The sequence below is a fragment of the Pelomonas sp. KK5 genome (assembly GCF_001984095.1).
GTDB lineage: Bacteria > Pseudomonadota > Gammaproteobacteria > Burkholderiales > Burkholderiaceae_C > KK5.
The window spans coordinates 1-12,635 of sequence record NZ_LYVQ01000195.1 but is presented as its reverse complement, the minus strand read 5'-3'; the positions used below and the strand labels follow the sequence as shown (position 1 = coordinate 12,635).

The 12,635-nt window shown below is 70.5% G+C and carries 10 protein-coding genes; all 10 read left to right on the top strand.

The genetic code is table 11. The annotated features are described in order from the left end of the window. The coding region (locus B0W88_RS23985) for a cell division protein FtsL (RefSeq protein ID WP_077037138.1) at positions 1-221 on the top strand (221 nt) is incomplete at its 5' end. Continuing rightward, complete coding sequence (locus B0W88_RS23980; RefSeq protein ID WP_077037137.1) at positions 221-2,020, top strand: penicillin-binding protein 2; 1,800 nt, start codon at positions 221-223, stop codon at positions 2,018-2,020. The genes B0W88_RS23985 and B0W88_RS23980, both read left to right, overlap by 1 nt. Then, a complete protein-coding gene (locus tag B0W88_RS23975) occupies positions 2,020-3,516 on the top strand; it encodes a UDP-N-acetylmuramoyl-L-alanyl-D-glutamate--2,6-diaminopimelate ligase (protein WP_077037136.1) in 1,497 nt (498 codons plus the stop codon). The genes B0W88_RS23980 and B0W88_RS23975 overlap by 1 nt, the downstream gene beginning before the upstream one ends. Positions 3,517-3,521: 5 nt before the next feature. Continuing rightward, positions 3,522-4,928: a UDP-N-acetylmuramoyl-tripeptide--D-alanyl-D-alanine ligase gene (murF, locus tag B0W88_RS23970; protein ID WP_077037141.1), complete on the top strand. Its 1,407-nt coding sequence runs from the start codon at positions 3,522-3,524 to the stop codon at positions 4,926-4,928. Next, positions 4,918-6,096 carry a phospho-N-acetylmuramoyl-pentapeptide-transferase gene (gene mraY, locus B0W88_RS23965; RefSeq protein WP_077037135.1) on the top strand — a complete coding sequence of 393 codons (1,179 nt, stop codon included), beginning with the start codon at positions 4,918-4,920 and terminating at the stop codon, positions 6,094-6,096. Before murF ends, mraY begins: the two co-directional genes overlap by 11 nt. Positions 6,097-6,107: 11 nt before the next feature. After that, entirely contained in the window at positions 6,108-7,811 is a 1,704-nt protein-coding gene (gene murD / locus B0W88_RS23960) for a UDP-N-acetylmuramoyl-L-alanine--D-glutamate ligase (RefSeq protein WP_077037134.1), read from the top strand. Between the two features lie 8 nt (positions 7,812-7,819). Beyond that, positions 7,820-9,079, top strand: coding sequence for a putative lipid II flippase FtsW (ftsW, locus tag B0W88_RS23955; RefSeq protein ID WP_144006921.1), 1,260 nt, complete (start codon positions 7,820-7,822; stop codon positions 9,077-9,079). Next, positions 9,076-10,152, top strand: coding sequence for an undecaprenyldiphospho-muramoylpentapeptide beta-N-acetylglucosaminyltransferase (gene murG / locus B0W88_RS23950; protein ID WP_077037133.1), 1,077 nt, complete (start codon positions 9,076-9,078; stop codon positions 10,150-10,152). Before ftsW ends, murG begins: the two co-directional genes overlap by 4 nt. 82 nt (positions 10,153-10,234) lie before the next feature. Next, positions 10,235-11,620, top strand: a complete 1,386-nt coding sequence (gene murC / locus B0W88_RS23945; protein ID WP_077037132.1) for a UDP-N-acetylmuramate--L-alanine ligase — start codon at positions 10,235-10,237, stop codon at positions 11,618-11,620. Continuing rightward, positions 11,617-12,564 carry a D-alanine--D-alanine ligase gene (locus tag B0W88_RS23940; protein WP_198937924.1) on the top strand — a complete coding sequence of 316 codons (948 nt, stop codon included), beginning with the start codon at positions 11,617-11,619 and terminating at the stop codon, positions 12,562-12,564. Before murC ends, B0W88_RS23940 begins: the two co-directional genes overlap by 4 nt. Positions 12,565-12,635 lie beyond the last annotated feature (71 nt).

Sequence of the window (12,635 nt, the reverse complement as noted above, 5' to 3'; positions counted from 1 at the left end):
GCGCCTACGAGGCGCGCCGCCTGTACACGGCCGTGGACCGCGCGAAGAACGAAGCCACCCGGCTGGAGCTGGAGAGCCAGCGCCTGCAGGCCGAGCGCCATGCCCAGGCCACCAATCTGCGCGTCGAGCAGGTCGCCAGCGAGCGGCTGAAGATGCGGCCGATCACCCCGGCCGTGACGCAGGAAGCCCAGGACCGCCCCGCCGAGGGAGGGCGTCCGTGATGGGCCGCAAAGCCAACAAGGACAGCAGCGGCGCCCGCGCGCTCAGCACGCGCGGCGTCAACTACTCGACCAGCCCGCTGCTGGCGAGCAAGACGCCTCCCTGGCGCTCGCGCTTCCTGGTCGCGATGGTGGGCCTGGCCTTCACCGGCCTGCTGGTGCGCGCGCTCTACGTGCAGGTGGTCGACACCCAGTTCTTCCAGAAGCAGGGCGAGGCCCGCTACGCCCACACGCTGGAGCTGCCGTCCAGCCGCGGCCGCATCGCCGACCGCAGCGGCAAGGTGCTCGCGGCCAGCGTCTCGGTGCCCTCGTTCTGGGCCATCCCCAAGGACGTGGACGAGGACCCGGCCAAGCGCGCCGAGCTGGCGAAGATCCTGGGCATCAGCCGTGCCGAGCTGGAGAAGAAGCTCGACCCGGCCAGCCGCTTCGTCTGGCTGCGCCGCCTGGCCGACGACGACACCGCCGCCCGCATCAAGGAGCTGGGCCTGAAAGGCATCGTTCGCGAGAACGAATACAAGCGCAAGTACCCCGAGGGCGAGGCCTCGGCCCACGTGGTCGGCTTCACCAGCGCGGACGACAAGGGCCAGGAAGGCATCGAGCTGGCCTTCCAGAAGGAGCTGCAGGGCCGCGACGGCTCGCGCGCCGTGGTCAAGGACCGGCTGGGTCGCGTGATCGAGGACATCGGCGACAGCACGCCGGCCGTCAACGGCCATGACGTCGAGCTGTCCATCGACTCCACGATCCAGTTCTTCGCCTACCAGCGCATCCGCGACGCGGTGCTGGCCAACAAGGCCCGCGCCGGCTCGGTGGTGGTGCTCGACGCGCAGAGCGGCGAGCTGCTGGCGCTGGCCAACTACCCGAGCTACGACCCCGGCAACCGCGTCAACCTCAGCGGCGAGCAGCTGCGCAACCGCGCGCTCACCGACACGGCCGAGCCCGGCTCGACGATGAAGCCCTTCACCGTCGGCCTGGCGCTGGAGACCGGCCGCGTGCGGCCCGAGAGCGTGATCACCACCGCGCCGCACAGCCTGGTGATCTCCGGCTTCGCGCCCAGTGACGACGAGCCGCATGCCTCGCTGACCGTTTCGGAGGTGGTGCAGAAGTCCAGCAATATCGGCGCCGCGCGGCTGGGCCTGTCGATGCAGCCGCGCGAGCTCTACGACATGTACACCGCGCTGGGCCTGGGCCAGCGCCCGCAACTGGAGTTCCCCGGCCTCGCCGCTGGTCGCGTGCGCCCGTACAAGAGCTGGCGCCCGATCGAGCAGGCGACGATGTCCTACGGCTACGGCCTGTCGGTCTCGCTGGTGCAGCTGGCCCACGCCTACACGGCCTTCGCCCACGACGGCGAGGTCGTGCCGATCACGATCCGCAAGCAGCCCGAGGGCATGCGCGCCCAGGGCGTCAAGGTCTTCTCCGCCAAGACCGCGGCCGAGGTGCGCGAGATGCTGTCGATGGTGACCGCCGAGGGCGGCACCGCCAAGGGCGCCAAGGTGGACGGCTGGCGCGTCGGCGGCAAGACCGGCACCGCGCGCAAGCAGCAGGGCCACGGCTATGCGGGCAACAAGTACCGGGCGTGGTTCGTCGGCCTGGCGCCGATCGACAAGCCGCGCATCGTCGTGGCGGTGATGGTGGACGAGCCCGGCGCCGGGATCATCTTCGGCGGCCTGGTGTCGGCGCCGGTGTTCGCCAAGCTGGCGCCGCAGGCGCTGCGCATCCTGGGCGTGCCGCCCGATGTGGATGTGAAATCACAGATCGTGGCGGCGCAGAGTCCGCCCCCCAATACCGCCAGGCAGGTGCCCTGATGCTGACCCGTCTGAAATCCCCCGCCGCCGCCGCCCGCTGGCTCCAGGAATGGACCACGGGCGTTCTGCGTACCGACAGCCGCGCCGTCGCCCAGGGCGATGCCTTCATCGCCTGGCCCGGCTATGCGCGGGACGGCCGCGAGTTCGTCGCCGCCGCGCTGGCCGCGGGCGCCGCCACCTGCCTGGTCGAGGACGAGGGTGTGGAGGCCTACACCTTTACCGATGCCCGCGTGGCCTCGCTGCCGGGCCTGAAGGCGGCTACCGGGCTGATCGCTGCCGCGTACTACGGCGAGCCCACGAAGCAGTTGCCGGTGGTCGCCGTCACCGGCACGAACGGCAAGACCTCGACCGCCTGGTGGACCGCGCAGGCGCTGACGCTGCTGGGCCGGCGCTGCGGTGTCGTCGGCACGCTGGGTGTGGGCGAGCCTCCGCTGCCGGGCCGCCCCGGCTCGATCGACTACACCGGCCTGACAACACCTGACCCCGTGCTGCTGCAGGCGGCCTTCCGCCGCATGGCCGACGAGGGCTACGGCGCCTGCGCGATCGAGGCCTCGTCCATCGGGCTGAAGGAGCACCGCCTCGCCGGCACGCAGATCCGCGTGGCGCTGTTCACCAACTTCACGCAGGACCATCTGGACTACCACGGCTCGATGGACGCCTACTGGGAAGCCAAGCGCGCGCTGTTCGACGCGCCGGGCCTGCAGGCCGCGGTGCTGAACATCGATGATGCCAAGGGCGCGCCGCTGGCGGCGGAGCTGGCCGGCCGGCTCGATGTCTGGACCTACGGACTGAACCGCGAGGATGCGCGCCTCTCGGCCCACCAGCTGCACTACCGCCAGGGTGGCCTGGCCTTCCTGCTGCGTGAGGGCAGCGAGCCGGCCGTGATCGTCGAGACCGGCCTGATCGGCGAATACAACGTGGCCAACCTGCTGGGCGTGATTGGCGCGCTGCGGGCGCTGGGCCATCCGCTGGCTGAGATCGCCGCGGTGATCGGCCAGGTCACGCCGGTGCCGGGCCGCATGCAGCGCATCGGCAATGGCCGCGAGCTGCCGCAGGCGGTGGTCGACTACGCCCACACGCCCGATGCGCTGGAGAAGGCGCTCGAAGCGCTGGCGCCGCTGGCCGCGGCGCGTGGCGGCGAGCTGGTCTGCCTGTTCGGCTGCGGCGGCAACCGCGACCGCGCCAAGCGCCCGCTGATGGGCGGCATTGCGGCGAAGTTGGCGCAGCGCGTCATCGTCACCTCCGACAACCCGCGCCACGAGGCTCCGGAGCAGATCCTGGCCGACATCGTGGCGGGCATGGGCGCGGCCGTTCACGCGGTGGTCATCGACCGCCGCGAGGCCATCGTGCAGGCGCTGGCCGAGGCCGGCCCGCGCGATGTGGTCCTGCTGGCCGGCAAGGGCCACGAGGACTACCAGGAAGTGGCCGGCGAGCGCCGCCATTTCTCCGACGTGGAAGAGGCCCGCGCCGCCCTGATCGAAAGGGCCGGCCTGTGAACATGATGATGACGATCGGCCAGGCCCACCACCTGCTGTTGCAGGCGGTGCCCGAGGCGCGGCTGGTCGGCAATCCGGAGACCGAGTTCGCCCGCGTGCACAGCGACACGCGCACGCTGGCGGCCGGCGATCTCTTCGTCGCGCTGCGCGGCGAGCGCTTCGACGCCAACGACTTCCTGCCCCAGGCGGCTGCCGCCGGCGCCGTCGCGGCGCTGGCCGAGCGCGGCCTCGCTGCCGCCGGCATGCCCGGCATCGAGGTGCCCGACGCCAAGGCCGCGCTGGGCCACCTGGCCGCCGCCTGGCGCCGCCACCTGCACCTGCCGCTGATCGCCGTGGCCGGCAGCAACGGCAAGACCACGGTCACGCAGATGATCGCCAGCATCCTGCGCGCCTGGATCGGCGTGCATGCGCTGGCCACCGAGGGCAACTTCAACAACGACATCGGCGTGCCGCTGACGCTGCTGCGCCTGCGCCAGGACGATGCCCAGTGGCACCGCGCGGCGGTGGTCGAGCTGGGCATGAACCACCCGGGCGAGATCGCGCCGCTGGCCGCGATGGCGCAGCCCTCGGTCGCCCTGGTCAACAACGCGCAGCGCGAGCACCAGGAATTCATGCAGACGGTCGAGGCCGTGGCCCATGAGAACGGCGCCGTCATCGAGGCGCTCGGCCCGGCCGGCGTGGCCGTGTTCCCGGCCGAGGACGCCTGCGCGCCGATCTGGCACCGGATGGCCGCGGGCCGCGCCGTGCTGAGCTTCGCGCTGCAGGGCGAGGCCGACGTGACCGGCCGCGCGCGCTGGATGGACGGCGGCCACTGGGCGCTGGAACTGACCACGCCGGCCGGCAGCGCGCCGATCGTGCTGACGGTGGCCGGCGAGCACAACGTGCGCAATGCGCTGGCCGCCGCGGCCTGCGCCTTGGCGGCCGGCGCGCCGCTGGCCGCGATCGCCCGCGGCCTGGAGGACTTCCGCCCGGTCAAGGGCCGTTCGCAGCTGAAGGGCTTCACGGCCGCCGACGGCCGCCGCATCACGCTGATCGACGACAGCTACAACGCCAATCCCGACAGCGTGCGCGCCGCCATCGACGTCCTGGCCGGCCTGCCCGGCGCTTCCTGGCTGGTGCTGGGCGACATGGGCGAGGTGGGTGACCAGGGGCCGGCCTTCCACGCTGAAGTCGGGCGTTATGCCGCCGAGCGCGGCATCGAGCATTTCTGGACGGTGGGCACGGCGGCTGCCCACGCGACGGCGGCCTACGGCCCCGGCGCGCAGTCCTTCAACACGGTGGCCGAACTGCTGGCCATCCTGCCGGCGGGCTTGCCGGCGGCAGTGCAGAACGTATTGGTCAAGGGTTCGAGATTCATGAAGATGGAACAGGTGGTTGCCAAGCTGTTGGAGGGGACTGCCGATGCTGCTTAGCCTGGCGCAATGGCTGCTGACGCTGGAGCCCGGCTGGGGCTTCCTGCGCGTCTTCAACTACATCACCTTCCGTGCGGTGATGGCGGCGATGACGGCGCTGCTGATCGGCCTGGCCTTCGGCCCCTGGGTGATCCGCCGCCTGACCGAGATGAAGATCGGCCAGCCGATCCGCGAATACGGCGTGCAGCAGCACCTGGCCAAGAGCGGCACGCCGACGATGGGCGGCGTGCTGATCCTGATCGGCATCGGCGTGTCCACGCTCCTGTGGTTCGACTGGAGCAACCGCTTCGTCTGGGTCGTGATGCTGGTGACGATGGGCTTCGGCGCCATCGGCTGGGCGGACGACTGGCGCAAGGTGGTCGACAAGAACCCGGAAGGCATGAGGAGCCGCGAGAAGTTCTTCTGGCAGACGCTGATCGGCCTGGTGGCCGCGCTGTACCTGGCCTTCAGCGTGTCGGAGACGAGCTTCCTCGGCGTCGTTCAGCTGTTCTACCGCTGGGTGGCCAGCGGCTTCTCCACCGACCTGCCCCCGAAGGCCGACCTGCTGGTGCCCTTCTTCAAGACGGTCAGCTACCCGCTGGGCGTGTTCGGCTTCATCGGCCTCTCGTACTTCGTGATCGTCGGCACCAGCAATGCGGTGAACTTCACCGACGGGCTCGACGGCCTCGCCATCATGCCGGTCGTGATGGTCGGCTCGGCGCTGGGCGTGTTCGCCTACGTGACCGGCTCCTCGGTGTTCTCGCGCTACCTGCTGCTGCCCTACATCCCGGGCGCCGGCGAGCTGCTGATCTTCTGCGCGGCGCTGGCGGGGGCAGGTCTTGCCTTCCTGTGGTTCAACGCGCATCCGGCCCAGGTCTTCATGGGCGACGTGGGCGCGCTGTCGCTGGGCGGCGGCCTGGGCACGCTGGCGGTGATCACGCGGCAGGAGATCGTGCTCGGGATCATGGGCGGCGTGTTCGTGGCCGAAGTGCTCTCCGTGATGATCCAGGTGACCTGGTTCAAGTACACCAAGAAGAAGTTCGGCTCGGGCCGGCGCATCTTCAAGATGGCGCCGCTGCACCACCACTTCGAGAAGTCGGGCTGGCGCGAGACGCAGGTCGTCGTGCGCTTCTGGATCATCACGATGCTGCTGTGCCTGGTCGGCCTGGCCAGCCTGAAGCTGCGCTGAGGTAACAAGTCATGCAAGCGCATCTCCAGGGCATCAAGGTACTCGTGCTGGGTCTCGGCGACTCGGGCCTGGCCATGTGCGCCTGGTGCCGCCGCTACGGGGCGGACGTGAGCGCCTGGGACTCGCGCGCCGCGCCGCCGCAGCTTGAGAAGCTGCAGGCCGAGCTGCCTGAGGTGGCCTTCTTCCACGGCGAGCTGCCGGAGTCGGCGCTGGCCGGCGTGCAGCTGGTGCTGAAGAGCCCGGGGCTGTCGCCGCTGGATGCGCGGCTGGCGCCGCTGCTGAACCTCGCGCGCGCCACCGGCATCCCGGTGCAGGGCGAGCTGGACCTGTTCGCCCGCGCGCTGGCCGACCTCAAGGCCGAGCGCCGCTACGCGCCCGATGTGCTGGCGATCACCGGCACCAATGGCAAGACGACGACGACCTGCATGACCGGGCTGCTGGTCGAGCGCTGCGGCAAGCGGGTGGCCATGGCCGGCAATATCGGGCCGAGCATGCTGACGACGCTGGCGCTGGCGATCGACCAGGAACCGCCGCCGCAGGACGAGCCGCCGGCCGTGGCCGCCGAGGTCGCCGCCGATGCCGCGGACGACGAGCAGGCTCCGGCGACGTCGGTGCTCGAAGAAGTCGAAGCGCTGCTCGACGAAGCCCCGTTGCCGATCAAGCCGCCGCCGCCCAAGGGCCCGGTGTTCGAGCACCTGCCCGAGGTCTGGGTGCTGGAGCTGTCCAGCTTCCAGCTCGACGAGGTCAAGGGCTTCGAGCCCACCGCCGGCGCGGTGCTGAACCTGACGCAGGACCATCTCGACTGGCATGGCGACATGGTGGCCTATGGCCGGGCCAAGGCACGCATCTTCGGCGAACACGGTGTGCTGGTGATCAACCGCGACGACCCGCTGGTCGAGGCGATGGTGCCCGCGCCGGTGCCGGTCAAGCAGGGCCGCGGCCGGCCGACCAAGATGGTGGGCCGCAAGGTCGTTCGCTTCGGCCTCGAAGCGCCGACGAAGCCCGGCGACTTCGGCCTGGTCGAGGAAGCCGGCATGGCCTGGCTGGTGCGCGCCCGCGAGGCCGACGAGACCCTGAAGCGCAAGCCCGGCGACGATGAGGACGACGAGATCATCATCCAGCGCCTGATGCCCGCCGATGCGCTGCGCGTGCGCGGCCGCCACAACGCCGCCAACGCGCTCGCCGCGCTGGCGCTGGCCACGGCGGCCGGCTGCCCGCTGGCGCCGATGCTGCACGGCCTGCGCGAGTACCGCGGCGAGCCGCATCGCGTGGAACATGTGGCGCTGATCGACGGCGTGGACTTCTACGACGATTCCAAGGGCACCAATGTCGGCGCCACCGTGGCTGCGATCAATGGCCTGGGCGCGGACCGGGCGCCGTCGAAGCTGGTGCTGATCCTCGGCGGCGACGGCAAGGGCCAGGACTTCTCGCCGCTGCGCGAGGGCGTGATGCGCCATGCCCGCGCGATCGCGCTGATCGGCCGCGACGGGCCGCAGATCGAGGCCGCGCTGGCCGACGTGCATCTGCCGATCGCCTCGCACGGCACGCTGGAAGCGGCGGTGCAGTGGTGCGTGGCCCAGGCCCACAGCGGCGACAGTGTGCTGCTGAGCCCCGCCTGCGCGAGCCTGGACATGTTCCGCAACTACGCGCATCGCGCCGAGGTCTTCATCGCCGCGGTGCAGGACATCGCCAACGAGCGAGGGCTGCCCCTGTGAATCTCGCCATGAACCCGCTCAACGACTGGATGCAGCGCATCCGCGACCGGCTGCTGCGCCGTGGCGAAAGCAAGCGCGACGGCGACGTGCCGGTGCGCGACTGGGTCTCCACCTCGGCTGGCCAGCCCACGCAGATCCAGGGTTATGACGGGCTGCTGGTCTGGGTCACGCTGCTGCTGATGGCCCTGGGCCTGCTGATGGTCTATTCGGCCTCGATCGCGATGCCGGACAACCCGCGCTTCGCCAACTACCTGCCCACGCACTTCCTGACGCGGCACATCTTCTCCATCGGCGTCGCGCTGCTGGCGGGCGTGGTGACGGTGCAGATCCCGATCGCCTTCTGGGAGCGCACGGCGCCCTGGCTGTTCGTGGCGGCGCTGCTGCTGCTGGTGATCGTGCTGATCCCGCACATCGGCAAGGGCGTCAACGGCGCGCGGCGCTGGCTGCCGCTGGGCGTGATGAACTTCCAGCCCTCCGAACTGGCCAAGGTGGCGATGGCCATGTACGCGGCCAGCTACATGATGCGCAAGATGGACGTGAAGGAGAACTTCTTCCGTGCCGTCTGGCCGATGGCGGTGGCGCTGGCCGTGGTGGGCGTGCTGCTGCTGGCCGAACCGGACATGGGCGCCTTCATGGTGATCGCGGCGATCGCGATGGGCATCCTGTTCCTGGGCGGCGTCAACGGGCGCATGTTCTTCCTGATCGTCTGCGTGCTGGTCGGCGCCTTCGTGCTGATGATCACCTTCAGCGACTTCCGCCGCGAGCGGATCTTCGCCTACCTGAACCCCTGGGACGACAAGTACGCCAGCGGCAAGGCCTATCAGCTGACCCACTCGCTGATCGCGCTGGGCCGCGGCGAATGGCTGGGCCAGGGCCTGGGCTCCTCGGTCGAGAAGCTGCACTACCTGCCCGAGGCGCACACCGACTTCCTGCTCGCCGTGATCGGCGAGGAACTGGGCTTCGTCGGCGTGGCGCTGGTGATCGTGGCCTTCTTCTGGCTGTCGCGCCGGCTCTTCCACATCGGCCGCCAGGCGATCGCGCTGGACCGCGTGTTCGCGGGTCTCTACGCGCAGGGCATCGGCATCTGGATGGGCGGCCAGGCCTTCATCAATATGGGCGTGAACCTGGGCGCGCTGCCGACCAAGGGGCTGACCTTGCCGCTGATGAGCTTCGGCGGCTCGGCGATCCTGATGAATGCGGTGGCCCTGGCGGTCGCCTTGCGCGTGGACATCGAAAATCGCCAGATGATGCGCGGAGGCCGCGCATGAGCAAGCATCTCGTGATCATGGCGGCCGGTACCGGAGGCCACATCATTCCCGGGCTCGCCGTCGCCGAAGAGATGGCCCGCCGCGGCTGGTCCGTCAGCTGGATGGGCACCGAGCAGGGCATGGAGAACAAGCTGGTGCCGCCCAGCGGCGTGCCGCTGGATCGCCTGGCCTTCGCGGGCCTGCGCGGCAAGGGCTTGCTGCATGCGGTGAAGGGCGTCTTCAAGCTGGTGCAGGCCTTCGTGCAGTCGCGCCAGGTCTTCGTCACGCGCAGCGCCGATGCGGTGCTGGGCATGGGGGGCTACGTCTGCTTCCCCGGCGGGCTGATGGCCTGGCTGATGCGCCGGCCGCTGATGCTGGTCAATGCCGACGCGGCGATGCTGCTGTCCAACCAGAGCCTGAAGCCCTTTGCGCGCCGCATCGGCTTCGGCTTCGACGGCGCGGCGGCGGCGTCCACCGACAAGGCGGTGGTCACCGGCAACCCGGTGCGCGCCGAGATCGAGGCGCTGCCGATGCCGGCCGAGCGCTATGCGGGCCGCAGCGGGCCGCTGAAGCTGCTGGTGGTCGGCGGCTCGCTGGGCGCCCGGGCGATCAACGACTGCGTGCCGAAGGCGCTGGCGCTGTGGACCGATGCGGCCACGCGGCCGATCGTCACCCACCAGACCGGCCAGGCCAACCTCGCCGCGGTGCAGCAGGCCTACAAGGCGGCCGGCGTCGAGGGTGAACTGCTGCCCTTCATCGACGACATGGCCGCCCGCCTGGCCGAGGCCGACCTGATCGTCTGCCGCGCCGGCGCCGTGACGGTCAGCGAGCTCTGCGCGGCGGGCCTGCCCTCGGTGCTGGTGCCGCTGGTCGTCAGCACCACCTCCCATCAACGTGACAACGCGAAGTTCATGGCCCAGCACGGCGCGGCGATCCATCTGCCGCAGCAAGACCTGTCCCCGGAAGGGTTGCATCAACTGCTGGCCAACCTGGACCGCGAGACGCTGCTGGCGATGGCGGACAAGGCTCGGCATCTGGCGCGTCCCCGTGCGGCGGCGCGTGTCGCCGATGAAATCGAAAGGTTGGTGGCATGAAGCACGCAGCGCCGGGCCGCCCCAAGCAAGTGCGCATCCCCTTGGGGGATCGGCCGATGTACCCATCGGACGAGGGGCTCACATGAAGCACGCCATCAAGCACATCCACTTCGTCGGCATCGGCGGCGCCGGCATGAGCGCCATCGCCGAGGTGCTGCACGACAGCGGCTACACCGTGTCCGGCTCCGACCAGAGCGACGGCGCGGTGACGCAGCGCCTGGCCTCGCTGGGCATCACCGTGCGCATCGGCCATGCGGCCGCCCACGTGGCCGGCGCCGATGCGGTCGTCACGTCGACGGCGGTGAAGGCCGACAACCCCGAGGTCGCCGCCGCCCGCGCCCGCGGCCTGCCGGTGGTGCCACGCGCGCTGATGCTGGCCGAACTGATGCGGCTGAAGAAAGGCATCGCGATCGCCGGCACCCACGGCAAGACGACGACCACCTCGCTGGTCACGGCGGTGCTGGAAGCGGCGGGCACCGACCCGAGCTTCGTCATCGGCGGCAAGCTGCTGTCGGCCGGCGCCAACTCGCGGGTGGGCCACGGCGAGTACATCGTCGTCGAGGCGGACGAGAGCGATGCCTCCTTCCTGCACCTGCTGCCGATGATGGCCGTCGTCACCAATATCGACGCCGACCACATGGAGACCTACGGCCATGACCTCGGCCGCCTGCACCAGGCCTTCATCGACTTTCTCGGCCGCATGCCCTTCTATGGCGCGGCCGTGCTGTGCGGGGACGATGCCGGCGTGCGCGCGATCGCTTCGCGGGTCGAGCGGCCGGTGGTGCGCTACGGCCTGGACGAGGGCAACGATGTGCGTGCCGTGGACGTGGTGGCGCTCGAAGGCGGCCGCATGAGCTTCACCGTGCAGCGTGCCGGCATGGCGGACCTGCCCGTGGTGCTGAACCTGGCAGGCCGACACAACGTCCTGAATGCGCTGGCTGCGATCAGCGTGGCGACCGAACTGGAACTGCCGGACGAATCCATCGTCACCGCGCTCGACAAGTTCGGCGGCGTGGGCCGGCGCTTCCAGCGCTACGGCGAACTGCCGGCGTCCGACGGCGGCCGCTTCACGCTGATCGACGACTACGGTCACCACCCGGTCGAGATGGCCGCGGTGCTGTCCGCGGCGCGTGGCGCCTTCCCGGGCCGGCGCCTGGTGCTGGCCTTCCAGCCGCACCGCTACACCCGCACCCGCGACTGCTTCGACGATTTCGTGCGCGTGATCGGCCAGGCCGACCTGACGCTGCTGACCGAGGTCTATGCGGCCGGCGAGCCGGCCATCGAATCCGCCACCGGCGCCGCGCTGGCGGCGGCGACCGGCGCGAGCTTCGTGCCGCAGGTCGGCGCGCTGCCGCGGGCGATCGCCGATGCGGCGCAGGGTGGTGATGTTGTCATCGTGATGGGCGCCGGCTCCATCGGCGCGGTGCCTGCTCAAACCGTTGAACTCTTGAAGGAGGTCCAGGCATGACGCTGGATCTGAATCTGAACAACATCGATCCCAAGGGGCTCGGCAAGGTCGCCGTGCTGATGGGCGGCACGTCGGCCGAACGCCAGGTCTCGCTGACCATGTCCGGCCCCGGCGTGCTGGCCGCGCTGCGCGCCTCGGGCGTGGACGCCCATGCCTTCGATCCGTCGGAGCGACCGCTGCACGAGCTGAAGGCGGAGGGCTTCGAGCGCTGCTTCATCGCGCTGCACGGCCGCGACGGCGAGGACGGCACGGTGCAGGGCGCGCTCGCGCTGCTGGGCATTCCCTACACCGGCTCGGGCGTGCTGGCCTCCGCGCTGGCGATGGACAAGATCATGACCAAGCGCCTGTGGCTGGCCGACGGCCTGCCCACGCCGCGCTGGGCCGCGCTGCGCCCGGGCGACACGGCGCTGCCGGCCGGCATGAGCCTGCCGGTCTACATCAAGCCGCCGCACGAGGGCTCGTCCATCGGCGCGAGCAAGGTCACCGACCTGGCCGCACTGCCCGCGGCGATCGAGCTGTCCGCGAAGTACGACGACGTGGTGCTGTGCGAGGAGTTCATCGACGGCCCCGAGCTGACCTGCCCGGTGCTCGGCGAGGGCGACGAGGCCATCGCGCTGCCGGTGATCGAGATCCGCGCCAAGGTCGCCTACGACTACGAGAGCAAGTACCTCACCGACTCGACCGAGTACCACATCGGCCACCTCGCGCCCGAGCTGGAGGAGGAGATCCGGCAACTGGTGCTGCGCGCCTACAAGTCGCTGGGCTGCCGCACCTGGGGCCGGGCCGACGTGATGCTGCGCGACGGCAAGCCCTACCTGCTCGAGATGAACACCTCGCCGGGCATGACCTCGCATTCGCTGGTGCCGATGTCGGCCAAGGCGGCGGGCATCTCCTACGAGCAGCTGTGCCTGTGGCTGATCAGCCGCGCCCGCGCGGACGCCTGAATCGAAGAAGAAGCACGCGATGCCCACCCTCCGCCCGCCAGCCCCGCTGCCGCCCGACATCCGCCTGATGA